This is a genomic window from Streptomyces sp. NPDC003456, assembly GCF_042878735.1.
In the GTDB taxonomy this organism is placed as follows: domain Bacteria; phylum Actinomycetota; class Actinomycetes; order Streptomycetales; family Streptomycetaceae; genus Streptomyces.
This window is the reverse complement of sequence record NZ_JBIAOK010000003.1, coordinates 934,356-959,464: the sequence shown is the minus strand read 5'-3', so window position 1 is coordinate 959,464 and position 25,109 is coordinate 934,356. Positions and strand designations below refer to the sequence as shown.

Below are 25,109 nucleotides of genomic sequence, written 5' to 3'. Positions count from 1 at the left end.
CTGTCGGTCACGGCTCGTACACTCGCCTGCGTGGACACGACCCTTCAGGACCCCTTGGTCGGGCAGGTGCTCGACGGCCGGTACCGCGTCGACGCGCGGATCGCGGTCGGCGGGATGGCCACGGTCTACCGGGCCGTGGACACCCGCCTCGACCGGATCCTCGCGCTCAAGGTGATGCACCCCTCGCTCGCGGTCGACGCCTCGTTCGTCGAGCGCTTCATCCGCGAGGCCAAGTCGGTGGCCCGGTTGTCCCACCCGAACGTGGTGCAGGTCTTCGACCAGGGCACCGACGGCGCGTACGTCTACCTCGCGATGGAGTACGTCGCCGGGTGCACCCTGCGGGACGTGCTGCGCGAGCGGGGGGCGCTGCAGCCGCGTGCCGCCCTGGACATCCTGGAGCCGGTGCTGGCCGCCCTGGGCGCCGCCCACCGCGCCGGGTTCGTGCACCGCGACATGAAGCCCGAGAACGTGCTGATAGGGGACGACGGCCGGGTGAAGGTCGCCGACTTCGGCCTGGTCAGGGCCGTCGACACGGTGACCAACACCACCGGCACCGTCCTCGGCACGGTGTCCTACCTCGCCCCGGAGCAGATAGAGAACGGCACCGCGGACCCCCGCGTCGACGTCTACGCGTGCGGCGTGATGCTGTACGAGATGCTCACCGGGGAAAAGCCGCACGACGGGGACTCCCCCGCCGTGATCCTCTACAAGCACCTGCACGAGGACGTCCCGCCGCCCTCGGCCGCCGTGCCGGGCCTGGCCTACGAGCTCGACGAGATGGTCGCCTCGGCGACCGCCCGCACCCCGGACGTCCGCCCCCACGACGCGGTGGCGCTGCTCGCGCAGGTCCGCGAGGGACGGGCCCGGCTCACCGGCGACCAGCTGGACGCGGTGCCGCCGCAGGCGCTGGCACCCCACCACGACAACGCCGACGACCGCACGAGCGTGATCCCCCGTGCGCTGACGACTCCCCGCCCGGGATCCGCCGGCGGGGACGGCGGGGCGCCCGAGGCGGAGCTGAACCGCACCAGCCGTCTGGCGTCCCCGCCCCCGGACCCGCCGGCCCGCCGCCGGGCGGTGCGGCGCGGCCCGACGGCGGTCGTGGTGGCCCTCCTGCTGGTGCTGGGCGTCGGCACGGGCGTGTGGTACATCAACTCCGGCCAGTTCACCGAGGTCCCGCCGCTGCTGGCGAAGACCCAGGACCAGGCCGAGGACCGGTTGCGGGACGCCGGGCTGGAGCTGGGCAAGGTGAAGCACGCCCACAGCGACACCGTCGAGCGCGGCCGGATCATCAGCAGCGACCCCAGGACCGGGGCGCGCATCCGCGGCAACGACGCGGTGAGCATCACCGTCTCCGACGGCCCCGAGACCGTGCGGGTGCCCGCCCTGGCCGGCCGGAAGCTGGCCGAGGCCCGGTCCCTGCTGAAGGACGACGGCCTGGAGCCCGGCATGGTGACCCGGGAGTTCAGCGACGACGTGCCGCGCGGCGCCGTCGTCTCCGCCGAGCCGGCGGACGGCACCAAGGTGCGCGCGGGCACGGCCGTGGCCCTCGTCGTCAGCAAGGGCAGCCCCGTCGACGTCCCCGACGTCACCGGTGACGACCTGGCCGACGCGCAGGCGGAGCTGGAGGAGGCCGGGCTGAAGGTGAAGGTCGCCGAGGAGCGGGTCGCCTCCGCCGAGTTCGAGCAGGGCGAGGTCGCCGCGCAGAGCCCGAAGGCCGACGGCCGGGTGGCCGAGGGCGACACGGTGACGCTGACGGTGTCCAAGGGCCCCGAGATGATCGAGGTTCCGGACGTGGTGGGCGACAGCGTCGACGACGCCACCCGCGCGCTGGAGGAGGCGGGCTTCGAGGTGGACGAGGACCGCGGGCTGCTGGGCCTGTTCGGCGACACCGTCAAGGGGCAGTCCGTCGAGGGCGGCGAGCGCGCGCCGGAGGGCTCGACGATCACGATCGAGATCGGGTGACGGCCGCGGGCGCGGAGCCCGCGGCCGGGGCGGGGTCGCGGGCATGCCACCCTGGACGGGTGACTCCTCAGCTGTCCGGCCCGGCCCGCAACCCTGTGGGCGGCCATGTCCCCGTGGCCGGCGGTCTCCACCGCGTCGGCCTGTCGTACGCCCGTGACCTGCAGGCGGAGGCCGTTCAGGTCTTCGTGGCCAACCCGCGCGGCTGGGCCACCCCGGCCGGGAACCCCGGACAGGACGAGGCGTTCCGCGCGGCCTGCGAGGACGGCGGGATCCCCGCGTACGTGCACGCTCCCTACCTGATCAACTTCGGTTCGCACACGGAGGCGACGGTCGAGCGGTCCGTCGAGTCCCTGCGGCACTCGCTGCGGCGCGGGCGGGCGATCGGGGCGCGGGGCGTGGTGGTCCACACCGGCAGCGCCACCGGCGGCCGGGAGCGCCAGGTGGCGCTGCGGCAGGTCCGGGAGCACCTGCTGCCGCTGCTGGACGAACTCACCCACGACGACGACCCGTTCCTGCTGCTGGAGTCGACCGCCGGGCAGGGCGCCTCGCTGTGCTCGCGGACCTGGGACTTCGGCCCGTACTTCGAGGCGCTGGACGCCCATCCGAAGCTCGGCGTGTGCCTGGACACCTGCCACGTGTTCGCCGCCGGGCACGACCTGACCGGCCCCGACGGCATGCACCGGACGCTGGACCTGCTGGTGGACACGGTCGGCGAGGGCCGGCTGAAGCTGATCCACGCCAACGACTCCAAGGACGTGGCCGGCGCCCACAAGGACCGGCACGAGAACATCGGCGTCGGCCACATCGGCGAGGACCCGTTCCGCGCGCTGATGACGCATCCGGCGACCGAGGGCGTGCCGCTGGTCATCGAGACACCGGGCGGCAGGCAGGGGCACGCGGCGGACGTGGAGCGGCTGAAGAAGCTGCGCGACGGCTGACCGAGGCCGCGCGACGGCCGGCGGAGGCCGCGGCGGTCTCAGAGACCGGGACCGTCCCCCGGTTCCTCCTGGTACGAGTAGCGCTGCTCGCGCCAGGGGTCGCCGATGTTGTGGTAGCCGCGCTCCTCCCAGAAGCCGCGCCGGTCGGCGGTCATGTACTCCACGCCGCGCACCCACTTGGGCCCTTTCCAGGCGTACAGGTGGGGCACGATCAGCCGGACCGGGAAGCCGTGCTCGGCGGTGAGCAGCTCGCCGTCCTTGTGGGTGGCGAACACGGTCTGCTCGGCGGCGAAGTCGGACAGCCGCAGGTTGGAGCTGAAGCCGTACTCGGCCCACACCATCACATGGGTGACGTCGGCGGCGGGCGGGGCGAGGTCGAGGATCGTCCGGGCGGGGATGCCGCCCCACTCGGCGCCCAGCATGCTGAACTTGGTGACGCAGTGCAGGTCGGCCACCACGGTGGTGTGGGGCAGGGCCGTGAACTCCTCGTGCGTCCAGCAGTGCTTGCCGCCGCCGGCGGTGGCGCCGAAGACCCGGAACTCCCAGCGCTCGGGCCGGAACTTGGGGACGGGGCCGTAGTGCGTGACCGGCCAGCCGCGCTGTACGCGCTGTCCCGGGGGCAGCGCGGGCTGCGTGGCTCCTGCCGAATCGCGCCCTTCTCCCGATTCGTGTCCCAGCGGCTGACCCATGACTCCATCCTGACAGACCCGGGGTGATGCCCCTGACCGGGCCTACCTCAAACTCGGGCGAATTGGACTAAGCATGCCCTAACTTACTAAGTGAACACTTACTGGACGATCATCGTCCGCAGTGGAATCATGCGGCGCACCTGCCAGTCCCCCGCGTGGAAGGAGCCTCTGCGATGCAGGGCGACCCCGAGGTCCTCGAATTTCTCAACGAGCAGCTGACCGGCGAGCTGACGGCGATCAACCAGTACTGGCTGCACTACCGGATCCAGGACAACAAGGGCTGGACCAAGCTCGCCAAGTACACGCGTGAAGAATCCATCGACGAGATGAAGCACGCGGACAGGATCACCGAGCGGATCCTGATGCTGGACGGCCTGCCGAACTACCAGCGGCTCTTCCACGTGCGCGTCGGCCAGACGGTCACCGAGATGTTCCAGGCCGACCGCCAGGTCGAGGTCGAGGCGATCGACCGTCTCAAGCGCGGCATCGAGGTGATGCGCGCCAAGGGCGATGTGACCTCCGCGAACATCTTCGAGGACATCCTCGCGGACGAGGAGCACCACATCGACTACCTGGACACGCAGCTGGAACTCATCGAGAAGCTGGGTGAGGCGCTGTACATCGCGCAGCAGATCGAGCAGCCGAGCTGAGCGACGCCGTCAGGCGGCGTCTTCCAGCTCCGTGAGGACGGGCTCGCCGCGGTCGGCCAGCTCGCGGCGCGGGCATGCGCCCCTGCCGAGGATCGCCTGGATCCGGCGGACGCACGACCCGCAGTCCGTGCCCGCCTTGCAGGCGGAGGCGATCTGGCGGGGGGTGCAGGCGCCGTCGTCCGCGTGCTGCTTGACCTGCTGCTCGGTGATGCCGAAGCAACTGCAGACGTACACGCGGTCCACCTCCCGACGGGGTCGTTCTGAATGCCGTCCCCGCTGATCGGTGAGGCAAACCTAACCTTACCCGTCGGGCCCGGGGCGGAAAAGCGGTGAGGGGCGCGGATCGTGTGATCCGCGCCCCAGTGCTTGCCCCGGTAACAGGCGGACCCGTTACTGGTCCCTGTACATCTCCGCCACGAGGAACGCCAGGTCCAGCGACTGGCTGCGGTTGAGCCGCGGGTCGCAGGCCGTCTCGTAGCGCTGGTGCAGGTCGTCGACGAAGATCTCGTCGCCGCCGCCCACGCACTCGGTGACGTCGTCGCCGGTGAGCTCCACGTGGATGCCGCCCGGGTGGGTGCCGAGCGCCTTGTGGACCTCGAAGAAGCCCTTGACCTCGTCGAGCACGTCGTCGAAGCGGCGGGTCTTGTGGCCGGAGGCCGCCTCGAAGGTGTTGCCGTGCATCGGGTCGGTCACCCAGGCGACGGTGGCGCCGGAGGCGGTGACCTTCTCGACCAGCTCGGGGAGCTTGTCGCGGACCTTGTCGGCGCCCATGCGGACGATGAAGGTCAGCCGGCCGGGCTCGCGCTCCGGGTCGAGGCGGTCGATGTACTGCAGCGCGTCCTCGGCCGTGGTCGTCGGACCCAGCTTGATGCCGATGGGGTTGCGGATCTTCGAGGCGAACTCGATGTGCGCGTGGTCCAGCTGCCGGGTGCGCTCACCGATCCACACCATGTGGCCGGAGACGTCGTACAGCTGTCCCGTGCGCGAGTCGACCCGGGTCAGGGCGGACTCGTAGTCCAGCAGCAGCGCCTCGTGGGAGGCGTAGAACTCGACCGTCTTGAACTCCTCCGGGTCGGCCCCGCAGGCGTGCATGAAGTTGAGCGCCTGGTCGATCTCGCGGGCCAGCTGCTCGTAGCGCTGCCCCGACGGGGACGACTTCACGAAGTCCTGGTTCCAGGCGTGCACCTGGCGCAGGTCGGCGTAGCCGCCGGTGGTGAAGGCGCGGACCAGGTTCAGCGTGGAGGCGGAGGCGTGGTACATCCGCTTCAGCCGCTCGGGGTCCGGGACGCGGGCCTCTTCGGTGAAGTCGAAGCCGTTGACGGAGTCGCCGCGGTAGGTCGGCAGGGTCACGCCGTCGCGCGTCTCGGTCGGCTTGGAGCGCGGCTTGGAGTACTGGCCGGCGATGCGGCCGACCTTCACCACGGGCACGGAGGCGGCGTAGGTGAGCACCGCGCCCATCTGGAGCAGGGTCTTGAGCTTGTTGCGGATGTGGTCCGCGGACACCGCGTCGAAGGCCTCGGCGCAGTCGCCGCCCTGGAGGAGGAACGCCTCTCCCTTGGCGACGGACGCCATCCGGGCGCGCAGCTGGTCGCACTCGCCCGCGAAGACGAGCGGCGGATACGACTCGAGGTCCGCGATCACTGCGCGCAGAGCCTCGGTGTCGGGGTACTCGGGCTGCTGCGCCGCGGGCAGGTCTCGCCAGGTGTTGCCAGCGGTGGGGCTGGTCTTAGCGTTCACGGTCACGCCCTCAACCCTACGGGGTCCGGCACGGGCCTCCCGACCCGTGCCCAGCAAATGAGACGCGGGGTACACCCCTCGGACGTGCGGTAGGGTGCGGGACATGTTCGCGCACTCGATCCAGAACTGGTGGTGGACCGCTCATCCGGCGGCCCGCTGACTGCGCGTATCCCACACTTCGCGAAGGCCGCCCGAGGGGCGGCCTTCGGTGTTCCCGGGGTCCGTTCCTCCTCCGAGTACCTCTGAGAAGGAGCACGGACCCATGAACCTGCTCGGCTTGCCGGACGACCCCCGTCCGTTCGCCCTGCTCCGCCGCCGCACCCCGGGCCACGACCACGACCTGGTCGAGGTCCTGATCGGCCCCGTCACCGCCCACGACCGGCTGGCGGACCTGCCCGGCGAGAGCCTCGCGCTGGTGCCGTTCCGGCAGATCCGCGAGCGCGGCTTCGACGTGCGCGACGACGGCACACCCCTGCTGGCCCTCACGCCCGAGGAGACGTACACCGTCCCGCTCGCCGAGGCGCTGGAGCAGCTCCCGGCGCACGGCGTCCGGGTCCGCGGCGGGGGCTTCGACGTCGGCGACGAGGAGTACGCGCGGATCGTCGGGCGGGTGCTGGAGGAGGAGATCGGCCGGGGCGAGGGCGCCAATTTCGTCATCCGGCGGACCTACGAGGGCGAGATCCCCGGCTTCGGCAGGGCCGACGCGCTCGCGCTGTTCCGGCGGCTGCTGGAGGGCGAGCGGGGCGCGTACTGGACGTTCGTCGTGCACACCGGGGACCGCACCCTGGTGGGGGCCAGTCCCGAGGTGCACGTGCGGAGGTCCGGCGGCACGGTCGTCATGAACCCGATCAGCGGCACCTACCGCTATCCGGCGGGCGGCCCGACCCCGGAGCACCTGCTGGACTTCCTCGCCGACGGCAAGGAGATCGAGGAGCTGTCGATGGTCGTCGACGAGGAGCTCAAGATGATGTGCACCGTCGGCGACATGGGCGGGGTGGTGATCGGACCCCGGCTGAAGGAGATGGCGCACCTCGCCCATACGGAGTATGAGCTGCGCGGCAGGTCGACGCTGGACGTGCGGGACGTCCTGCGGGAGACGATGTTCGCGGCGACCGTCACCGGCTCGCCGGTGCAGAACGCCTGCCGCGTGATCGAGCGGCACGAGAGCGGCGGGCGCGGCTACTACGCCGGGGCGCTGGCCCTGATCGGCCGGGACGCGGGCGCGGCCCAGACCCTGGACTCCCCCATCCTGATCCGCACCGCCGACATCGACGCGGACGGGCGGCTGCGGGTGCCGGTCGGCGCCACGCTCGTGCGCGGCTCGGACCCGGCGAGCGAGGTCGCGGAGACCCACGCGAAGGCGGCGGGCGTGCTGGCGGCCCTGGGCGTGCTGCCCGCACGGCCGCGGGTGGAGCACACGCGGCCCCGCCTGGCCGACGACCCGCGCGTGCGGGCCGCGCTGGACGGACGCCGGGCGTCGCTGGCGCCCTTCTGGCTGCGCATGCAGGAGCGCGCGCCGGAGCCGGCCGGGCACGCCCTCGTCGTCGACGGCGAGGACACCTTCACCGCGATGCTCGCGCACGTGCTGCGCTCGGGCGGCCTGGAGGTGACCGTGCGCCGGTACGACGAGCCCGGGCTCGCGGAGGCGGTGCGGGGGCACGAGGGGCCGGTGGTGCTGGGGCCCGGGCCGGGCGACCCGTCCGACCCCGGGGATCCGAAGATGCGGTCGCTGCGCGCCCTGACCGCGGAGGTGCTCCGCGCCGGGCGGCAGGGCGTGCTCGGTGTCTGCCTCGGGCACGAGCTGATCGCGGCCGATCTGGGGCTGGAGATCGTCCGCAAGGATGTGCCGTACCAGGGGGCGCAGACGGAGATCGAGCTGTTCGGGCGGCGCGAGACGGTCGGCTTCTACAACAGCTTCACCGCGCGCTGCGACGACGAGGCGGCGGCCCGGCTGGCCGCCCGCTCGGTGGAGGTCGCCCGGGCGGCGAACGGCGAGGTGCACGCCCTGCGCGGGCCGGGGTTCGCCGGTGTGCAGTTCCACCCCGAGTCGGTGCTCACGCTGGACGGGGCGCGGATCGTCCGGGAGCTGATCAGGCAGCTGCGGGGCACGGGCGCGCCCTCGGTGTGACGCGGCCGGCCGGGGCCCAGGGGCTCCGGCCGGTGCCTCACTCGTCGTCGAGGCCGCGTTCGATCGCGTACCGGACCAGCTCCACGCGGTTGTGCAGCTGCAGCTTGCCCAGGGTGTTCTGGACGTGGTTCTGGACCGTGCGGTGGGAGATCACCAGGCGCTCGGCGATCTGCTTGTAGCTCAGACCCTTGGCGACCAGGCGCAGCACCTCGGTCTCGCGCTCGGTGAGCCGGGGCGCCTTCGGCTCGTCGGTGTCCGGCGCGGGCCCGGGCTCGGAGGCCAGGCGGCGGTACTCGCCGAGGACCAGGCCGGCCAGACCCGGGGTGAAGACGGGGTCGCCGACGGCGGTGCGGCGGACGGCGTCCTGGAGCTCCTCGGTGGAGGCCGACTTCAGCAGGTAGCCGGTCGCGCCGGACTTCACCGCCTCCAGGACGTCGGCGTGCTCGCCGCTCGCGGAGAGCACCAGTACCCGCAGGGTGGGGTCGGCGGCCACGACCTCCTTGCACACCTGCACGCCGGGCTTGCCGGGCAGGTTCAGGTCCAGGACGAGGACCTGGGGCGCGGCGGCCCGGGCCCGGCGCACGGCCTGGTCGCCGTCGCCCGCGGTGGCGACCACGTCGAAGCCCGACTCGGCCAGGTCGCGGGCGACGGCGTCGCGCCACATGGGGTGGTCGTCGACCACCATCACCTTGATCGGGTCCCGTCCGTCCCCGGTGCTCGACGTCATCGCCGTCCCGCCTTCCCCCGCGTGTCCGCCACGCTCTTCGGTACCTTCAACTCGACTTCCGTGCCCTGCCCCGGCACGGAGATCAGCTCGGCGCTTCCGCCGAGGTCGCGCAGCCGGCCGCGGATCGACTGGGCGACGCCGAGCCGCCCCTCGCCCTCGGCCTGGGCGAGCCGCCCCTCCGGGATGCCGGGACCGTCGTCCCGGACGGTGACGATCACCTCGTCCGGTTCGTCCTCGACCAGGATCCAGGCGCGGGCGTCCTCGCCCGCGTGCCGCCGGACGTTGTCCAGGGCGGCGCCGACCGCGGCGGCGATCTCCCGGGCGGCGGCGGGCGCGAGGAGCACGGGCGCGCCGGGCTCGGCGAGACTCACCGTGGCCCGGGCGTACGGCGCGAGCAGGGCGCGCAGGTCCGCGGGCCCCTCGTCCCCGGGCTCCTCCTCGACGGCCCGGACGAGCGCTCCCTCGGCGGCGTCCTCCGAGACCCGGGAGACCGGCACGAGCCCGCCGGAGACCAGGGTGCGCAGCGCGACCTCCTGCTCCCCGGCCATCCGGCCCAGCTCGGCCGCCTCGCCGCCGATGACCGCGCCCCGGCGCTGCACCATCGCCAGCACCTGCAGCACGCTGTCGTGGATGTCCCGGGCCAGGCGCTCGCGCTCGCGGGTGGCGGCCTCGATCTCCAGGGCGCGGGCGAGGGTGCGCTCGGAGGCGCGGGCCACCTCCACGACGTAGCCGATGGCGACGGAGGCGATGCAGACCAGCAGGACGTTGTGGACGGTGTCGCGGGCCGGGCTGCCGCGCTCGGCCAGGTTGGCCACGGCCACCAGCGAGGAGGCCAGGGCCGCCCAGCGCCAGCCGCCCTTGATGGCGAAGGCCAGCACGGCGCCGGCGGTCCAGATCGAGGGCAGCGTCGGGCCGCCCGCCTGGACCCTCTCGTGCGCGTCGGCGACGGGCGTGAGCAGGATGCCGGTGAGGGCGACGGTGAGGTCGGCGGCCAGGAAGCCCCTGGTGCAGCGGGCGGCGCCGCTGACCCGGGGCAGCGTGGCCAGGGTCCACACCGCCAGCACGACGTAGTAGCCGACGGCGACCCAGGGGCGCGGGAACTCGTCGTGGGCGCTGGCGAACAGGCCGATGGCGTACAGCATGGTGAGCACGCGGTAGGCGGTCAGCGCCCGCCACAGCGGCTGCTCGACCGACATCCTCATGACACGCTCGCGCCTGGCCATCTCCCCCACCCCCCGGCCCCGGCCCCGACTAGGGCTCGGTACGCCGCTGCTCCGCCTGCTTTTCCTTCTCGGCCTGTTCCTTCTCCGCCTTGGCGAGCGCGGCCCTGGCCGCCTTCTGGGCCTCCTTCTCCGCCTTCGCCGCCTCCGCGAGCTGCCGCTTCATGGCCGTGGCGTACATGTCGACGTACTCCTGGCCGGACAGCTTCATGATCTCGTACATGACCTCGTCGGTCACCGCGCGCAGCACGAAGCGGTCGTGCTCCATGCCCTGGTAACGGCTGAAGTCCAGGGGCCTGCCGATACGGATGCCGGGCCGCATCAGCTTGGGCACGACCTTGCCGGGCGGCTGGATCTTCTCCGTGTCGATCATGGCGACGGGGACGACGGGCGCGCCGGTGGCGAGCGCCACGCGCGCGAGACCGCCGGGCTTGCCCCGGTACAGCCGCCCGTCGGGCGAGCGCGTGCCCTCGGGGTAGATGCCGAACAGCTCGCCGCGCTCCAGCACCTCGATGCCGCTCCTGATGGCGGCCTCACCGGCGCCGCGCGCACCGGAGCGGTCCACGGGCAGCTGGCCGACGCCCTTGAAGAAGGCGGCCGTCAGCCGGCCCTTGACCCCGGGCGTGGTGAAGTACTCGGCCTTGGCGATGAAGGTGACCTTGCGGTCCAGCACCGCGGGCAGGAAGAACGAGTCCGAGAAGGAGAGGTGGTTGCTCGCCAGGATCGCGGGGCCCTCGGCGGGAATGTGCTCCAGACCTTCCACCCAGGGCCTGAAGGCGACCTTCAGCGGTCCCCCAACAGCGACCTTCATCGCGCCGTACAACAACCGAGTGCCTCCTGTATGTGTCGGTCAGACCTTAACCCGGAGTGCCGTCGAAGGACCCGACGGCCCTGGTCGGTGTCAGTGCGGTCGCGTACGGTGAAGGTCCCGCGAACGCCGTGCGACCCCTTCCATGACGTTCCGTGACATCAGTGATCGTGTCCGTCCCTTCTCACGACCTGGAGGCCGAAGGTGCCGGTCCTCGCCGGAGCCGAGCCGTTCCACCACGAGGGCGGGGAGGTCGCCGTCCTCCTCTGCCACGGCTTCACCGGATCACCGCAGTCGCTGCGCCCCTGGGCGGAGCACCTCGCCGAGCACGGCCTGACCGTCTCCCTGCCGCTGCTGCCCGGCCACGGCACCCGCTGGGAGGACCTGCGGATCACCGGCTGGCAGGACTGGTACGCGGAGGTGGACCGCGCGCTGCGCCTGCTGTGCGAGCGCCGCGAGAAGGTCTTCGTGGCCGGACTGTCGATGGGCGGCGCCCTGGCCCTGCGGCTGGCCGCCAAGTACGGCGACGCCGTGAGCGGCGTGATGGTCGTCAACCCGGCCAACAAGGTGCACGGACTGGCCGCGCACGCGCTGCCCGTGGTCCGCCACCTCGTCCCCGCGACGAAGGGCATCGCCAGCGACATCGCCAGGCCGGACAGCAGGGAGCTCGGCTACGACCGGGTCCCGCTGCACGCGGCGCACTCGCTGCGCCGGTTCTTCCGGATCGTCGACGGGGAGCTGCCCCAGGTCACCCAGCCGGTGCTGCTGCTGCACAGCCCGCAGGACCACGTGGTGCCGCCCGCCGACTCGGCCAGGATCCTCAGCCGCATCTCCTCGACGGACGTGACGGAGATCCTGCTGGAACAGAGCTACCACGTCGCCACGTTGGACCATGACGCGGACCGGATCCACGAGGAGAGCCTCGCGTTCATCGGCCGGCTCGCGTCCGGCCTCGTCCAGGAGCCCGGTCTCGGCAAGGAAGGGACGACCGCAGGTGGCTGAACACGACTCCGACCGCGAGGGGCGGGAGCCGGACGAGAAGGGCGTCCCGTTCGACGAGGACGCCGCGTGGGCCGCGATCGTCGCCGGGTACGGCGAGGAGCCGCCGGACCCGCCCGGCGCGAAGCCGTTCAAGCCGGTCGAGGACCTGGCGCTGCTGGAGGCCGGGACCAACGACGACCGGGTGGAGACGGCCGGGGCCGCCGGGGAGTCGGTGAAGCCCGCCGAGCCGGAGGAGACCGACCAGCCCGCGCCGAAGCCGGTCAAGCCGCTCGGCGGCTCGGTGTCGTTCGCGCCCGGCGTGGGCCCGCGCGACTACAGCGTGTCCGAGCCCGCCGAGGACGACTTCGACGAGGACGACGAGGGCCACTTCGTGCCCCCGGAGCCGCCGCCCCTGCCGACCGCCGACGCCACGGCGAAGTTCGCCTGGCTCGGTGTGCTGGGCGGCCCGGTGCTGCTGCTGCTCGCCGTGCTGCTCGGCTGGGAGATGACCTGGTGGCTGGCCACGCTGGGGATCGGCGGTTTCCTCGGCGGCTTCGTGACGCTGGTGACGCGGATGCGCACGGACGACGAGGAGGACGAGGACCCCGGGCGCGGGGCGGTCGTCTAGCGGCCCGGGCGCGGGGCGGTTCCAGACGCCCGGGCGCGGGGCGGTTCTAGGCGCCCGGGCGCGGGGCGGTCGTCCGGACGGCGGGCACTTTGAGGGCGGCCAGGACCGGCAGATGGTCCGTGGCCGCCCTCAGGTCCGCGTCCGTCACGCCGGGCAGCGCCGACGGCACTCCGCAGCCGAGCACCTCGATGCCGTCCGTGGCGAAGATCGCGTCGATGCGGTCGTGGGGGTCGGCGGGGGTCCAGGTGTGCTCACCGCCCCAGGGTGCGGCGGCCCGGCAGTCGGTCAGCCGCCCGGCCAGCCGGCGGAAGGCCGGGCCCTCGGGGCGTTCGTTGAGGTCGCCCCCGGCGATCATGTGCTCCGCGCCCATCCGGGCCAGCCGGTCCAGGAGCATCCCGGACTGCGCGTACCGCTCGTCCTTCTGCAGGGACAGGTGGCAGCTGAGCACGCCCAGGCGGGTGCCGGCGACGCGGACGACCGCGGTGGCGAAGCCGCGGCGGTGCAGCCCGGGGGTGGGGGGCAGGAGGATGTCCTCGGTGCGTTCGACACCCACCCGGAGCGAGCCGAGGATCGCCGGTCCGGTGGTGGTGGCGCCCCCGGTGACGATCACCAGGTCGCAGGCGCGGGCCAGCCGGGCGAGCTTCTTGCGCCAGCGGAAGAAGCGGGGCGCCTCCTGGAGGAGGACGAGGTCGGGCTCGCACGCCCGGATGACACGGACGAGGGCGTCCGTGTCGTCGCGCAGGGAGCGGATGTTGTAGCCGAGGACCCTGATGACTGCGGAACCGTCGGGTTCCGTACGCGAGTTGGGGAGCAGCGACATGTGATCAATCTACGCCCGGGAGCCCGGGGCGCAGGGACCGTGCGCGCGTGCCGGTCGTGCGTGGTGCGTCGCGCCGTTCCCCGCGCCCCCGAGGCGCGTCCCGTGCGGGCTGTCACATGATCGGGTCGGGTTCCCTCGCCAGGTCGGCCGCGCCCACCAGGCCGGCCTTGTTGCCCAGTTCCGCGGCGCGGACCTCGGCCACCGGGCGCCAGTTGCCGCCCACGAGCCAGCGCTTGTAGGACTTGCGGATCGGGCCCAGGACCAGTTCGCCCTCGTCGGACAGGCCGCCGCCGACGATGAACGCCGAGGGGTCGAAGAGGGAGGCGAGGTCGGCGAGGCCCGCGCCGACCCAGCGGGCCAGTTCGCGGTAGGAGTCGACGGCCACGCGGTCGCCCTGGCGGGCGGCCATGGAGATGTGCTTGCCCTCGATGCCGTCGGGGGTGCCGTTGCCGAGCGCGAGCAGGGTCTCGGCGTTCTCCGGGGTGGCGTTGGCGCGCTGCTTGGCGTAGCGCACGAGGGCGCGGCCGGAGGCGTACTGCTCCCAGCAGCCCTGTGAGCCGCAGCCGCACAGCAGGCCGTCCGGCACCATGCGGATGTGGCCGAACTCGGCGGCCACGCCGAAGTGTCCGCGGCGCAGCTTGTTGCCGATGATGATGCCGCCGCCGAGCCCGGTGCCCAGCGTGATGCAGATGACGTTGCGGTGGCCCTTGCCCGCGCCGAACTTGTACTCGCCCCAGGCCGCGGCGTTCGCGTCGTTCTCCACGACGACGGGGAGGCCCACGCGGGCCTCGACCTTCTCCTTGAGCGGCTCGTTGCGCCAGTCGATGTTGGGCGCGAAGTAGACCTCGGAACGCTGCCGGTTGACGTAGCCGGCGGCGCCGATGCCCACGCCGACGATCTCGTGACCGACGTGCGCGCCGTCCACCGCCGAGGCGATGGCGTCCACGATGCCCTCGGGCGTGCCCGGGGTCGGCACCTTGTGGGTCGAGAGGATGTTGCCTTCCTCATCGACCACGCCGGCCGCGATCTTCGTGCCGCCGATGTCGACGCCGATGGTGAGTCCCATGAATCCCTCAGTTTCGGTCGAGCCCCGCTACGGCCAACGGTACCCGAGGCCCCGACCCCGGTTCGCGGTCGTCCGCGGGCCGGGCACGCCCGGCGGCGGCACCCGGGGTGCCGCTCGCCCGCGGAACGCGGGGTTCAGTCGAGGTCGATGCGCTCGCCGGGGCCGTCGTCGTCTCCGCGGTCCCGGCGTTCGTCCTGGTCACGCGGGTCGCCCTCGGCGTCGCGGCCGGTCCAGCGCCGCTCCTGGCCCTGGACGGCGGTGCGGTAGGCGGCGAGCAGTTCGTTGCCGGCGGCGGCGAGGTGGTCGAAGACGTCCGGGTTGCGTTCGATGACCGGTTCCACCGCGGACCTGGCCTGCTCGACGACCTGCCGGACGGCCTGCTGGGCCGCCGGGCCCGCGAGCCCGCCCAGCAGCGGGGACTGGAGGCCCGACAGCTTGTCCGCGACGGCGTCGACGAGCTTCTTCAGCTCCTCTGCCGCGGAGCCCGGGGGGGTGCCGTGCTCCGCGCGGCGGCGGGCCTTCTCCGCCTCGAGGTCCTCGGCGCACGCCTTCGACCAGGCGTCGGCGTCGAACGCCCGCGCCTCGTCCGCGGCCTCGTCGCGCGCGGCGTCGAACGGGGGGAGCTCTTCGCTCATGACGGACTCCTGACTACGGTTCGTCCCTCCGACGTTACCCGAACGGCCGTACCGGGTTCACGGACCGGACGGACCGCCCGCACCGGACCGGTCTCACCGCCCCCGAGGCCACAGCTGCGGGTCGGGAGCGAAGCGGATGCGCAGCTCGCCCTCGCGCAGCGCCGCCCCGTCGACCGTGCAGCGGCGCAGGGCGGAGGGCAGCGGGACGATCCTGCGGAAGGCGCCCGCGGTGACCACGAGTTCGTCGCCGCGCCGGACGAGGTCCAGCTCCTCGCGTACGGCGCCGGGCAGGGGGATGTGCCAGACGAGGACCCCGTCGTCCGCGAGCCGGTCGGCCACGGGCCACTCGACGGCGGGGGCCGCGCTCCCGGCGCCGGGTACGCCGAGGGCGGCCAGGTCGTCGGCGCCGCGGGGGTCGCGGCCGAGGTGCGCGACGGTGCGGACGTCGTGGACCTGCCGCCACTCCTCCAGCGTCTTGCGCTGCTGGGCGACCGGGCCGGCCAGCCAGGCGTCGGGCGAGACCTCGGGCAGGACGCGGTTGGCGACGACCGCGTCGACGCGCAGTCGGCGCAGCGCGAGTCCCGGTCCGGCGGCGCGCAGGGCGTCGGCGCCGGCCGGGCCCGGCTCGGCGACCAGGCGGACGGTGGTGTCCCGGTCGGCGAGGACGGCTTCGACGGCGGCCAGTTCCGTGTCCCAGCGGGCCGCCGTCTCGTAGAGCCATTCGGCGGGCATGGGCACCCCGGCCAGGCGGCCGAGGACGGGGCGCAGGGCGCGGGCGGCCCGCCGCTCCGGCGGCACCAGGCGGCGCAGGTAGCGGCGGAGTTCCTCGGGCAGGGCGAGCAGGGCGAGGGCCTGCGGGAGCGGGGGCAGGTCGACGACGAGCAGGTCGTGGGCCTCGCCCGGCGCCGCGTCGCGCAGGGCGCGCAGCAGGGCGAGTTCCTCCGCGCCGGGCAGCGGGGTGAGTTCCTCGGGGTCGAGGCGGGAGGCGCCGAGCAGGTCGAGGGCGGAGGCGGCGCGGCCCTGCAGCGCGGAGAGGTCGCGGCGGAAGTCCCGCGCCGGGTCGGGACGCCGGACGGTGAGGCGCGGGGCGGCTTCGACGGGGGCCGGTCCGGTCGGCACGCCGAGGGCGGCTCCGAGGCTGTCGGTGCGGTCGCCGCCGAGGAGGAGGGTGCGGGTGCCCCCGGCCGCCGCGGCCAGGGCGGTCGCGGCCGCGAGGGTGCTACGACCGCTGCCGCCGGGACCGGTGATCAGGAGGGTGCGCATGGGGGTGAACGCTACCGGCCGCGGGCACCGTGCCCGGCGTGGCCGCGAGGTCCGCGGGCACCGTGCTTGCCGTGGCCGTGCCCGGCGTGGCCGCGAGGTCCGCGGGCACCGTGCTTGCCGTGGCCGTGCCCGGCGTGGTCGCGAGGTCCGCGGGCACCGTGCTTGCCGTGGCCGTGCCCGGCGTGGCCGCGAGGTCCGCGGGGGCGCCGAGGCCGACCGCGCCGCCGGGGCGCTCCACCACCCCGTCCGCGGGCAACGCGGCACATACCCCTGCCGACCCACCCTGCCGACCCACCCGCCGTGCCGGACCCGCGGCTGCGCCGCACCGGCGCGACCGGTCACGGCGGGTCCGCACCCGGCCCGGCGCGGGCGCCCTGCGGCGCGGCCCTACTCGCCCGCCTCGACCCGCTTCTTCAGCCCGGCCAGCGCCCGGTCGATGATGACCTTCTCCGCCTTGCGCTTGATCATGCCGAGCATGGGGATCTTGACGTCGACGGTGAGGGCGTAGGTGACCTCCGTGCCGCCCGTCCCCGCCGGCTTCAGCAGGTAGGTGCCGTCGAGGGAGCGCAGCATCTGCGACTTCACCAGGGTCCAGGACACCTCGTCGGCGCCCGTCCAGGTGTACGCGAGGACCTGGTCGTCCTTGATCGCGCCCGCGTCCATGACGAGGCGGACCTGCTCGGCGCGGCCCTGCTCGTCGGTCTTGAGGACCTCCGCCTCCTTCACCTCACCGGTCCAGTCCGGGTAGCGGGCGAAGTCGGCGATGACCGCCATGACGTCGGCCGGGGCCGCCTCGATGGTGATGCTCGAGCTGGTGTGTTCCGCCATCGCCGTGGCTCCTCCAGATGCGGGCCGGTATGGAAGGTGGTGCGCACGTGTGTGCAGCGTGAAGGCTACCGCGCACGGGACCGCCCGATCTCACCCGACCTGGGGCGCCTTCACCACTGCAGCGCCCAGGGTGTGCCGGTCCCCGCGAAGTGCCCGACGTTCACACATTCGGTTGCCCCGATCCGCATGCGCCGCACCAGCGGCTGGTGGACGTGTCCGAAGAGGGAGTACCGGGGGCGGGTGCGGCGGATGGCGTCGAGCAGGGCCCGGCTGCCGCGTTCGAAGCGGCGCGCGACCGTGTCGTAGACCAGCTCGGGGACCTCGGGCGGGATGTGCGTGCACAGCACGTCGACCTCGCCGACGGCCTCGATCTTCGCGGCGTACTCCTCGTCGCTGATCTCGTAGGGCGTGCGCATCGGGGTGCGCAGCCCGCCGCCGACGAAGCCGAAGACCCGGCCGCCGATCTCGACGCGCTGCCCGTCGAGGACCGTCGTGCCGGGCCCGGCGTACTCCGGCCACAGGGACGGGATGTCGACGTTGCCGTAGGTCGCGTACGTCGGATCGGGGAAGGCGGCGAACAGCTCGGCGTACTGCTTGCGGACGGCCTGCTCGATCACGGCCCCGCGGTCCTCTCCCACACCGGCCCACAGCCGGGCGCCGAACGCGCGGGCCTCCTCGAAGCGCCGGGCGGTGCGCAGGGCGACGATGCGGTCGGCGTTCTCCACGCCGAACAGGTCCGGGAAGATGCCGCGCGAGTGGTCGGCGTAGTCGAGGAAGAGGACGAGATCGCCCAGGCAGATCAGGGCGTCGGCGCCCTCGCCGGCCCGGGCCAGATCGCGTGCGTTGCCGTGCACGTCGCTGACCACGTGCACGCGGGTGCGGGGGCGTCCGGCTGGTGTGGGTGCCATGACGATCAAGGGTAGGCCGGGCGCCGCGGCTGTGAACAGTGGCGGTCCTACCTGCGGTTACTGGCCAGTCGTTTTCGCTGTGGACTACTGTGCGCGAAGGAATACCCAACCGTGTGACGCAGCGAACATCTCGACGGGACCCCCTGTCGGAGAAGCCATACCGGCGGGTAACGTCCGGGCAGTCCAGTCGTGCTCTGCATTTCAACAAGTGAATGCCTGAGTACCTGCCCGAGCCTTGGACCGCACCGTCGCAGCACACACCGTCGTGGCGCCGGCGCCCTATGAGGAGCAGCAGTCTTGCGCGAGTTCAGCCTTCCGGCTTTGTACGAGGTCCCTGCGGACGGAAATCTGACCGACATCGTCCGCAGAAACGCCGCGCAGCACCCGGACGTCGCCGTGATCGCCCGCAAGGCCGGCGGCAGCTGGCAGGACGTCACGGCCACCGCGTTCCTCGCCGAGGTGCACCGGGCGGCCAAGGGACTCGTCGCCGCCGGGATCCAGCCGGGCGACCGGGTGGGCCTGATGTCGCGCACCCGCTACGAGTGGACGCTGCTGGACTTCGCCATCTGGAGCGCGGGCGCGGTGACCGTGCCGGTGTACGAGACCAGCTCCCCGGAGCAGGTGGAGTGGATCCTGGGCGACTCGGGCGCGACCGCCTGTGTCGTGGAGAGCGACGCCCACAGCGCGGCCGTCGAGTCGGTGCGCGACCGGCTCCCCGCGCTCAAGCACATGTGGCAGATCGAGGGCGGCGGCGTCGACGAGCTGGGCCGGCTCGGCCAGGAAGTCACGGACGAGACGGTGGAGGAGCGCAGCTCGATCGCCCGGGCCGACGACCCGGCGACCATCGTCTACACCTCCGGCACCACCGGCCGCCCCAAGGGCTGTGTGCTCACCCACCGCAGCTTCTTCGCCGAGTGCGGCAACATCGTGGAGCGGCTGCGTCCGCTGTTCCGCACGGGCGAGTGCTCGGTGCTGCTCTTCCTGCCGCTCGCGCACGTCTTCGGGCGGCTGGTGCAGATCGCGCCCATGATGGCGCCGATCAGGCTCGGCTGCGTCCCGGACATCAAGAACCTCACCGACGAGCTGGCCTCGTTCCGCCCGACGCTGATCCTCGGCGTGCCGCGCGTCTTCGAGAAGGTCTACAACTCGGCGCGGGCCAAGGCGCAGGCCGACGGCAAGGGGAAGATCTTCGACAAGGCCGCCGACACGGCGATCGCCTACAGCAGGGCGCTGGACACCCCCTCGGGCCCGTCCCTCGGGCTGAAGATCAAGTACAAGGTGTTCGACAAGCTCGTCTTCAGCAAGCTGCGCGCGGTCCTGGGCGGCCGGGGCGAGTTCGCCATCTCCGGTGGCGCCCCGCTCGGCGAGCGGCTCGGGCACTTCTTCCGCGGCATCGGCTTCACGGTCCTGGAGGGCTACGGCCTGACCGAGTCCTGCGCGGCCACCGCGTTCAACCCGTGGGACCGGCAGAAGATCGGCACGGTCGGGCAGCCGCTGCCCGGCTCGGTGGTCCGCATCGCCGACGACGGCGAGGTGCTGCTGCACGGCGAGCACCTGTTCAAGGAGTACTGGAACAACCCCGGCGCGACCGCCGAGGCGCTGGCCGACGGCTGGTTCCACACCGGTGACATCGGCACGCTCGACGAGGACGGCTACCTCAGGATCACCGGCCGCAAGAAGGAGATCATCGTCACCGCGGGCGGCAAGAACGTCGCCCCGGCGGTGATCGAGGACCGCATCCGGGCGCACGCCCTGGTCGCGGAGTGCATGGTGGTGGGCGATGGGCGGCCGTTCGTCGCCGCGCTGGTCACCATCGACGAGGAGTTCCTGGGCCGCTGGTGCAGCGAGCACGGCAAGCCGGCCGGCTCCACCGCGGCGTCGCTGTGCGACGACCCGGACCTGCTGGCCGCGGTCCAGTCGGCGATCGACGACGGCAACGCCGCGGTGTCCAAGGCGGAGTCGGTGCGCAAGTTCCGCGTCCTGTCGCACCAGTTCACCGAGGAGTCGGGCCACCTGACACCCTCGCTGAAGCTGAAGCGGAGCGTGGTGGCGAAGGACTACGCGCACGAGATCGAGGCGATCTACGCCAAGTGACGCCCGGCGCCCGCGGGGCGGGGCACCGTGCGGAGGCTGCTCACAGCAGCTCTTCGAGGCGCTCCGCCAGCAGGTCCCAGCGCCACTTCTCCTCGACCCACTCGCGGCCCCGCTCGCCCATCCGGCGGCGCAGCTCCGCGTCGCCGAGGAGGGCGGTGATCCGGTCGGCGGCGTCCTCGGGGGAGCCGCCCCGCACCACCCAGCCGGTCTCGCCGTCGAGGACCGCGTCCGGCGCTCCGCCCGAGTCCCCGGCCACGACCGGCAGGCCCGTCGCCGAGGCCTCCAGGTAGACGATGCCCAGGCCCTCCACGTCGAGGCCGCCCCGGCGCGTGCGGCACGGCATGGCGAAGACGTCGCCGGCGCCGTAGTGGGCGGGCAGCTCGGACCAGGGGACGGAGCCGGTGAAGCGGACCGAGGCGGCGACGCCCGTCTCGCGGGCCAGCCGCCGCAGGTCCTGCTCGTACGGCCCGCCGCCGACGATCAGCAGGACGGTGTCCGGCTCGGCCGCCAGGATCCGGGGCATCGCCTCGATCAGGGTGTCCTGCCCCTTGCGCCGCACCAGCCGGGAGACGCAGACCACCACGGGCCGGTCCGTCAGGCCCAGCCGGGCGCGCACCTCCTCGCCGCCCGATGCGGGGTGGAAGGTCTTCTCGTCGACGCCCGGCGGCAGTTGCACCATGCGGGAGGCGGCCTCGGGCGTCAGCGCGGTCGCGATCCGCGAGCGGGTGTACTCGCCGAGGTAGGTGATCGTGTCCGTGGCGTCCCCGATGCGCCGCAGCAGCTGGCGGGCAGCGGGCAGTTGGGCCCAGCCGGCCTCGTGCCCGTGCGTGGTGGCCACCAGCCGCTCGGCGCCCGCCCGGCGCAGGGCCGGGGCCATCAGGCCGAGCGGGGCGGCCGCGCCGAACCACACGGAGGTGCACCCGTGTTCGCGCAGCAGCTCCACGGCCCGCCCGGTCGCCCCCGGCGTCGGCAGCAGCATGGTCGTGCGGTCGCGCACGACGGTGAAGGGCTGCTCGGCGTCGAAGGCGCGGGTCGCCTCGATCCCCTCGCGGCCGCGCTTCCACGTCGAGGCGTAGACGACCAGCCGCTGCGGATCCAGGCGCAGCGCCATGTTGTGCAGGAACGCCTGGATGCCACCGGGCCGGGGCGGGAAGTCGTTGGTCACGATCAGGGTCTTGCGCACGCCGCCGACCCTACCGAACGGCCCCCGCACGGCCACGCGCGGCGGCGGGTGTGGCACGCTCACAGGCGGCGGGCCATCATGCCCCCAGCGACACGGCGGCCGAGCGGACAGGAATCACGTGGAGACGACGGGCACGAGGCGGTCCCTGGCATGGCTGCCGGTGATCTGGTGTCTCACGAGGACGCTGCTGCTGCTGTGGGTGCTGAAGGTGTACGTCTTCCCCGGCCCGGACGTCACCAGTGACGTGCACGTGATCTACCGGGGCTGGAACGACGTCCTGCGCAGCGGAACGTTCCCGCTGGAGGACGTCACCTGGCAGTACCCGCCCGCCGCCGCCCTGGCGATCCTCTCCCCCGCCCTGCTGCCCTTCCTCGACTACGCGACGGCGTTCTTCGTCCTGGTCTGCGTCACCGACCTGGCCGTCCTGGCGCTGCTGGCGTACGCCGGGCGCCGCCCGGGCCGGTCCCCGCGCGGTGCCTGGGTGTGGACCGCCGGCGTACCCCTGCTCGGCCCGACCGTCTACGCCCGCTACGACGTGATGGTCACGGCGGTGGCGGTCGCCGCGCTGCTCGCGGGCGCCCGGCACCCGAGGGCGCTGGGGGCTCTGGCGGCCTTCGGGGCGCTGCTGAAGGTGTGGCCGGCGATGCTGCTGCTGGCCGCCCGCCGCCGCAGCGCCTGGGTGACGGCCCTCGGGACGGGCCTGCTGGTGTCGGCGCTGTTCCTGCTGACCGTGCCGGGGCCGTTCGCGTTCCTGACCTTCCAGCGGGACCGGGGCACGGAGGTGGAGTCGCTGGGCGCGCTGGTCTTCCACGTGGCCCGGCATTTCGGCTGGCAGGGCGAGGTCAAGCTGAACTACGGCTCCATCGAGTTCCTCGGTCCGTACGTGAGCGAGGTGAGCACGGGGGCGCTGTTCTTCACCGGGGCCGCGTTCGGCTGGCTGGTGCTGTGGCGGCTGCTGGCCCGGCGCTTCGAGGAGCACACCCTGGCCGACGCGGCCTTCGTGGCGGTGCTGATGTTCACCACCACCAGCCGCGTGATCAGCCCGCAGTACATGGTGTGGCTGGTGGGGCTGGCGGCGGTGTGCCTGTGCTTCCCCGGCAGCCGGATGCGCCTGCCCGTGGCGCTGGTGCTGGTGGCGTGCTTCGTGACGGTGCTGGAGTTCCCGCTGTACTTCGCCGACGTGGTGGCGAGCAACGGTCTCGGCCTGACCCTGCTGTTCCTGCGCAACGGCCTGCTGGTGGCCGCCACGCTGATCGCGGCCCGGGCCCTGTGGCGGGCGACGGTCCCCGGGGCGGCTCCCGGCCGGGTGCCCGCCGGTACGGCCGGCGAGCGGTCCGCGGTCCTCACCGAGCCGGAGCCCGCCGGCGCGCGCCGCGAGGCGGGCGACCTGCTCCCGCCCGGTCAGCCCAGCTGATCCCGCAGGTAGGCCTGCCACTCCCGGGTGAAGGCCTGCGTCGTGGTGCCCAGCACGTCCCGCATCGCCTCCTCCACCGCGCCCTCCCGTGTCCCGTGCTCCCCGACGGCCCGGTAGAAGGCGCGCAGCCGGGACTCGCCCCAGCGGCCCGCGATCATGAGGCACGCCGTCCAGCCGCTCTCGTAGGACCGGGCCAGGCGGCTGGCGTCGCCGGTGAAGCCGAAGTCCTCGTCGGGCGGGAGCCCCGCCGGGACCTCGCCCCGGCGCACGGCCCGGGACAGCTCGGGGGCGGCCTCGGCGGGGGCGCGGCCCGCGGTGCGGTAGCCGACCCAGTCGGCGTACCCCTCGGACAGCCACAGGGGCGTGGCGGCGCCGGTGTGGGCGCGGGTGGCGACGTGCGTGGTCTCGTGGGTGACGACGACCTGCTCGCCGGGGCCGCCGAGGAGGGCGAACGCCTCCGGGTTGACGATGATGCGGTCGGCCGGGGACCGGCCCCGGCTGCCGGTCTCCCCCGTGGTGACCGCCGCGATGCCCCGGTAGGAGGAGGCGGGCGAGCCCAGCAGGCCGGCCATCGCCGCCAGCGAGTCCGGCACGAGGAGGACGACCCGCCGGGTCCAGTCCGTGCCCCAGGCGTCGGTGACGGCGGGCACCGCGCGGTCGGCCAGTCCGGCGAAGTCGCGCAGCGCGCCGGCGGACCGCCCGACGCCCAGGACGAGACTGCGCTCGCCCCGGACCAGCCGCACGGTTCCCTGGTCCCAGAGCTGCTGCGGGGCCTTCCTCGCGGGCCGCTCGGCGTCGACGGACCAGTCCCCGTCCGCGTCCCGGCTCAGCCGCAGGGTGCGCCGGGCCGTCACCGGCGCCGGGTCGTACCCGGCGAGGCGGTAGCGCAGCTCGGCGTCGGCGGTGGCCGTGCCGCCCGTGCGGCGCAGGTCGGTCACGCGGTAGGACCAGGCGGTCAGGGGCACCGCGCGCAGCCGGGCGACGTCGGCTCCCGTGCCGGTGCGCGCGTAGGCCCGTGCGTCGCGGTCGAGGACGGCCGCGGCCCGGCGGTCCAGCAGCCGCTGGACGTCGATGGCGGTGCTGTCGGCCGTGGACGGCCCGCCGCAGCCGGCCAGGGCGACCAGCAGCAGCACGAGCACGAGTACCGCGGACCCCGACCTTCGACCAGCCACCTCCTGATCGTACGGGCGCCGGGCCGGTCCGGTCAGACCCTGGTGACCGAGGAGACCGGCATCATCCCGACCGGGTCGTAGCGCACCGGCGCTCCCGGGTAGGGCGCGTGGATCACCTGGCCGTTGCCCATGTACATCCCGACGTGGCTGGCGTCGGACCGGTAGACGACCAGGTCGCCGGGGCGCGCCTCGGACAGCGGGACCTGCCGTCCCGCGAACCGCTGGGCCTGGGAGGTGCGCGGCAGCGCCACCCCGGCCTGCGCGTACGACCACTGCATCAGGCCCGAGCAGTCGAAGCCGGTGGGCCCGTTGGCACCCCAGACGTAGGGCTTGCCGAGGGCGCTGCGGGCGGCGGCGACGGCCGCGGCCCCGCGTCCGGAGGCGGCGGCGCCGCCGGGGGCGGGCAGGTCGGTGCGGCCGGCGCGGGAGGCGCGGTCGTAGGCCTCGCGTTCGCCGTCGGACAGCGAGTTGAGCAGCCGCCGGGCCGTGACGAGCTTGTGCTCGACGGTCTTCTTGTGAGCGGCGACGGCCTTGCGGCTGCGCTGAAGTTCGCGGAGTCTGTCCGCCGTCTCCTCGCGGTCCTGGGCGAGTTCGCGCAGGGCGCCCTGCAACTCCTTGAGTTCACCGGCCTGGTGGGCGGTGAGGCGGTCGAGCCGGGCGGCCTTGTCGAGGTACTGGTCCGGGTCGTCGGAGAACAGCAGCTCGACGGCCGGGTCGACGCCGCCCGCGCGGTACTGGGCTCCGGCGAGCGAACCGAGCGATTCGCGCAGGGAGTTGACGCGCTGCTGCTGGCGGGCGATCCGGTCCCGGGCGGTACCGACCTCCTCGCGCAGCGCGTCGGCGCGTTCGTCGGCCTCGTTGTAGGCCTCGGTCGCCCGTTCCGCCTGCTCGAAGAGGCGGTCCACCGTGGCCCGGGTGTCGTCGGGCGGTGCGGCGGCGGCCGGGACCGCGCTCAGGGCGGCGGCCGCCACGGACAGCAGGCCGAACGCGGCACCGGCGCCCCGGTCGGGCCGGGACGGTGCAAGGCGGCGATGGGACCCCACGGGAAGCCGCTCTCCTTCCGCTGGCGGAGTGGAACGCGGCAGACAGTAGCCCCGCGGCGGGTGACCGCCAACGACCGTCCGGGGGTTCGCGGCGCGACGCCCCGCCGCAGACGCAGGTCACCGGCGGGGCGCGGGCTCACGCGGGGCTGTCGGGATTCCCCCGAACGTCGGACATGATCTCCCGGCCCGGGGGAAGCCGGACCGGTTCGCGC

Annotated in this window: 24 protein-coding genes; 9 read left to right on the top strand and 15 right to left on the bottom strand. The window is 73.5% G+C overall.

The window, feature by feature from the left end; genetic code table 11:
- Nucleotides 1–30: 30 nt before the first annotated feature.
- Both pknB and ACFYWG_RS15240 read left to right on the top strand, forming a co-directional pair.
- Nucleotides 31–1,965: a Stk1 family PASTA domain-containing Ser/Thr kinase gene (gene pknB, locus ACFYWG_RS15245; RefSeq protein WP_389201610.1), complete on the top strand. Its 1,935-nt coding sequence runs from the start codon at nt 31–33 to the stop codon at nt 1,963–1,965.
- Nucleotides 1,966–2,024: 59 nt separating this feature from the next.
- Nucleotides 2,025–2,903, top strand: a complete 879-nt coding sequence (locus tag ACFYWG_RS15240; RefSeq protein WP_383503517.1) for a deoxyribonuclease IV — start codon at nt 2,025–2,027, stop codon at nt 2,901–2,903.
- A 38-nt stretch (nt 2,904–2,941) separates the two neighbouring features.
- On the opposite strand, the gene ACFYWG_RS15235 is transcribed toward ACFYWG_RS15240, so the two are convergent.
- A complete protein-coding gene (locus tag ACFYWG_RS15235) occupies nt 2,942–3,592 on the bottom strand; it encodes a sulfite oxidase-like oxidoreductase (protein ID WP_389201607.1) in 651 nt (216 codons plus the stop codon).
- A gap of 173 nt (nt 3,593–3,765) precedes the next feature.
- Here ACFYWG_RS15235 and bfr point away from each other — a divergent pair, with 173 nt between their 5' ends.
- Nucleotides 3,766–4,242, top strand: coding sequence for a bacterioferritin (gene bfr, locus ACFYWG_RS15230; RefSeq protein WP_376323693.1), 477 nt, complete (start codon nt 3,766–3,768; stop codon nt 4,240–4,242).
- A 9-nt stretch (nt 4,243–4,251) separates the two neighbouring features.
- On the opposite strand, the gene ACFYWG_RS15225 is transcribed toward bfr, so the two are convergent.
- Nucleotides 4,252–4,476 (bottom strand): bacterioferritin-associated ferredoxin, encoded by a 225-nt coding sequence (locus ACFYWG_RS15225; RefSeq protein WP_376323691.1) that lies wholly within the window; start codon nt 4,474–4,476, stop codon nt 4,252–4,254.
- Between the two features lie 156 nt (nt 4,477–4,632).
- Nucleotides 4,633–5,985 carry a class II 3-deoxy-7-phosphoheptulonate synthase gene (locus ACFYWG_RS15220; RefSeq protein ID WP_376323689.1) on the bottom strand — a complete coding sequence of 451 codons (1,353 nt, stop codon included), beginning with the start codon at nt 5,983–5,985 and terminating at the stop codon, nt 4,633–4,635.
- 97 nt (nt 5,986–6,082) lie between these two features.
- Between ACFYWG_RS15220 and ACFYWG_RS15215 the strand changes: the two genes are divergently transcribed.
- Together ACFYWG_RS15215 and ACFYWG_RS15210 are read left to right on the top strand one after the other, a co-directional pair.
- The gene (locus ACFYWG_RS15215) at nt 6,083–6,139 is read left to right on the top strand and encodes a trp operon leader peptide (RefSeq protein WP_079033853.1); all 57 of its coding nucleotides are present in this window, start codon (nt 6,083–6,085) and stop codon (nt 6,137–6,139) included.
- Nucleotides 6,140–6,241: 102 nt separating this feature from the next.
- Entirely contained in the window at nt 6,242–8,107 is a 1,866-nt protein-coding gene (locus ACFYWG_RS15210) for an anthranilate synthase family protein (RefSeq protein ID WP_389201603.1), read from the top strand.
- Between the two features lie 37 nt (nt 8,108–8,144).
- Here the strand turns inward: ACFYWG_RS15210 and ACFYWG_RS15205 are convergent, their stop codons facing one another.
- Genes ACFYWG_RS15205 through ACFYWG_RS15195 form a run of 3 tightly spaced genes read right to left on the bottom strand, consistent with a single transcriptional unit; the run spans nt 8,145 to nt 10,865 of the window.
- Nucleotides 8,145–8,834 (bottom strand): response regulator, encoded by a 690-nt coding sequence (locus ACFYWG_RS15205; RefSeq protein ID WP_376323685.1) that lies wholly within the window; start codon nt 8,832–8,834, stop codon nt 8,145–8,147.
- Nucleotides 8,831–10,057 carry a MacS family sensor histidine kinase gene (gene macS, locus ACFYWG_RS15200; protein WP_383503515.1) on the bottom strand — a complete coding sequence of 409 codons (1,227 nt, stop codon included), beginning with the start codon at nt 10,055–10,057 and terminating at the stop codon, nt 8,831–8,833. Before macS ends, ACFYWG_RS15205 begins: the two co-directional genes overlap by 4 nt.
- 28 nt (nt 10,058–10,085) lie before the next feature.
- On the bottom strand, nt 10,086–10,865 hold the full coding sequence (locus ACFYWG_RS15195; protein WP_376323681.1) for a lysophospholipid acyltransferase family protein: 780 nt from the start codon (nt 10,863–10,865) through the stop codon (nt 10,086–10,088).
- Nucleotides 10,866–11,066: 201 nt separating this feature from the next.
- Here ACFYWG_RS15195 and ACFYWG_RS15190 point away from each other — a divergent pair, with 201 nt between their 5' ends.
- Nucleotides 11,067–11,864: an alpha/beta hydrolase gene (locus tag ACFYWG_RS15190; RefSeq protein WP_376323680.1), complete on the top strand. Its 798-nt coding sequence runs from the start codon at nt 11,067–11,069 to the stop codon at nt 11,862–11,864.
- Nucleotides 11,857–12,471: a hypothetical protein gene (locus ACFYWG_RS15185; protein ID WP_376323678.1), complete on the top strand. Its 615-nt coding sequence runs from the start codon at nt 11,857–11,859 to the stop codon at nt 12,469–12,471. Before ACFYWG_RS15190 ends, ACFYWG_RS15185 begins: the two co-directional genes overlap by 8 nt.
- A 46-nt stretch (nt 12,472–12,517) precedes the next feature.
- Here the strand turns inward: ACFYWG_RS15185 and ACFYWG_RS15180 are convergent, their stop codons facing one another.
- The 6 genes from ACFYWG_RS15180 to ACFYWG_RS15155 all read right to left on the bottom strand — a co-directional run bounded on the left by ACFYWG_RS15180 (nt 12,518) and on the right by ACFYWG_RS15155 (nt 17,949).
- The gene (locus tag ACFYWG_RS15180; protein WP_389201599.1) at nt 12,518–13,291 is read right to left on the bottom strand and encodes an endonuclease/exonuclease/phosphatase family protein; all 774 of its coding nucleotides are present in this window, start codon (nt 13,289–13,291) and stop codon (nt 12,518–12,520) included.
- Nucleotides 13,292–13,403: 112 nt separating this feature from the next.
- Complete coding sequence (locus ACFYWG_RS15175; protein WP_376323675.1) at nt 13,404–14,357, bottom strand: ROK family glucokinase; 954 nt, start codon at nt 14,355–14,357, stop codon at nt 13,404–13,406.
- Between the two features lie 134 nt (nt 14,358–14,491).
- Nucleotides 14,492–14,992 (bottom strand): DUF5304 domain-containing protein, encoded by a 501-nt coding sequence (locus tag ACFYWG_RS15170; RefSeq protein ID WP_389201596.1) that lies wholly within the window; start codon nt 14,990–14,992, stop codon nt 14,492–14,494.
- A gap of 93 nt (nt 14,993–15,085) precedes the next feature.
- A complete protein-coding gene (locus tag ACFYWG_RS15165) occupies nt 15,086–16,255 on the bottom strand; it encodes an ArsA family ATPase (protein WP_389201594.1) in 1,170 nt (389 codons plus the stop codon).
- A gap of 387 nt (nt 16,256–16,642) precedes the next feature.
- Nucleotides 16,643–17,083: an SRPBCC family protein gene (locus ACFYWG_RS15160; protein WP_383503510.1), complete on the bottom strand. Its 441-nt coding sequence runs from the start codon at nt 17,081–17,083 to the stop codon at nt 16,643–16,645.
- Nucleotides 17,084–17,193: 110 nt separating this feature from the next.
- Nucleotides 17,194–17,949, bottom strand: coding sequence for a metallophosphoesterase (locus ACFYWG_RS15155; protein WP_376323917.1), 756 nt, complete (start codon nt 17,947–17,949; stop codon nt 17,194–17,196).
- Between the two features lie 339 nt (nt 17,950–18,288).
- Here ACFYWG_RS15155 and ACFYWG_RS15150 point away from each other — a divergent pair, with 339 nt between their 5' ends.
- The gene (locus tag ACFYWG_RS15150) at nt 18,289–20,085 is read left to right on the top strand and encodes an AMP-dependent synthetase/ligase (protein WP_389201592.1); all 1,797 of its coding nucleotides are present in this window, start codon (nt 18,289–18,291) and stop codon (nt 20,083–20,085) included.
- Nucleotides 20,086–20,125: 40 nt separating this feature from the next.
- On the opposite strand, the gene ACFYWG_RS15145 is transcribed toward ACFYWG_RS15150, so the two are convergent.
- Nucleotides 20,126–21,268 carry a glycosyltransferase family 4 protein gene (locus ACFYWG_RS15145; protein ID WP_376323666.1) on the bottom strand — a complete coding sequence of 381 codons (1,143 nt, stop codon included), beginning with the start codon at nt 21,266–21,268 and terminating at the stop codon, nt 20,126–20,128.
- Nucleotides 21,269–21,386: 118 nt separating this feature from the next.
- Here ACFYWG_RS15145 and ACFYWG_RS15140 point away from each other — a divergent pair, with 118 nt between their 5' ends.
- On the top strand, nt 21,387–22,682 hold the full coding sequence (locus tag ACFYWG_RS15140; RefSeq protein ID WP_385421161.1) for a glycosyltransferase 87 family protein: 1,296 nt from the start codon (nt 21,387–21,389) through the stop codon (nt 22,680–22,682).
- Here the strand turns inward: ACFYWG_RS15140 and ACFYWG_RS15135 are convergent.
- Both ACFYWG_RS15135 and ACFYWG_RS15130 read right to left on the bottom strand, forming a co-directional pair.
- Nucleotides 22,670–23,854, bottom strand: coding sequence for a hypothetical protein (locus ACFYWG_RS15135; RefSeq protein ID WP_389201589.1), 1,185 nt, complete (start codon nt 23,852–23,854; stop codon nt 22,670–22,672). The two genes, ACFYWG_RS15140 and ACFYWG_RS15135, sit on opposite strands and share 13 nt — an antisense overlap.
- Before the next feature lie 32 nt (nt 23,855–23,886).
- The gene (locus ACFYWG_RS15130) at nt 23,887–24,897 is read right to left on the bottom strand and encodes an NlpC/P60 family protein (RefSeq protein ID WP_383503505.1); all 1,011 of its coding nucleotides are present in this window, start codon (nt 24,895–24,897) and stop codon (nt 23,887–23,889) included.
- Nucleotides 24,898–25,109 lie beyond the last annotated feature (212 nt).

Excerpts from the sequence above, each read along its gene's own strand:
- ACFYWG_RS15165 (WP_389201594.1), bottom strand. The coding sequence starts at position 16,255 with ATGCGCACCCTCCTGATCACCGGTCCCGGCGGCAGCGGTCGTAGCACC.
- ACFYWG_RS15170 (WP_389201596.1), bottom strand. The coding sequence starts at position 14,992 with ATGAGCGAAGAGCTCCCCCCGTTCGACGCCGCGCGCGACGAGGCCGCG.
- macS (WP_383503515.1), bottom strand. The coding sequence starts at position 10,057 with ATGGCCAGGCGCGAGCGTGTCATGAGGATGTCGGTCGAGCAGCCGCTG.
- bfr (WP_376323693.1), top strand. The coding sequence starts at position 3,766 with ATGCAGGGCGACCCCGAGGTCCTCGAATTTCTCAACGAGCAGCTGACC.
- ACFYWG_RS15235 (WP_389201607.1), bottom strand. The coding sequence starts at position 3,592 with ATGGGTCAGCCGCTGGGACACGAATCGGGAGAAGGGCGCGATTCGGCA.
- ACFYWG_RS15205 (WP_376323685.1), bottom strand. The coding sequence starts at position 8,834 with ATGACGTCGAGCACCGGGGACGGACGGGACCCGATCAAGGTGATGGTG.
- ACFYWG_RS15180 (WP_389201599.1), bottom strand. The coding sequence starts at position 13,291 with ATGTCGCTGCTCCCCAACTCGCGTACGGAACCCGACGGTTCCGCAGTC.
- ACFYWG_RS15210 (WP_389201603.1), top strand. The coding sequence starts at position 6,242 with ATGAACCTGCTCGGCTTGCCGGACGACCCCCGTCCGTTCGCCCTGCTC.
- ACFYWG_RS15195 (WP_376323681.1), bottom strand. The coding sequence starts at position 10,865 with ATGAAGGTCGCTGTTGGGGGACCGCTGAAGGTCGCCTTCAGGCCCTGG.
- ACFYWG_RS15175 (WP_376323675.1), bottom strand. The coding sequence starts at position 14,357 with ATGGGACTCACCATCGGCGTCGACATCGGCGGCACGAAGATCGCGGCC.
- ACFYWG_RS15160 (WP_383503510.1), bottom strand. The coding sequence starts at position 17,083 with ATGGCGGAACACACCAGCTCGAGCATCACCATCGAGGCGGCCCCGGCC.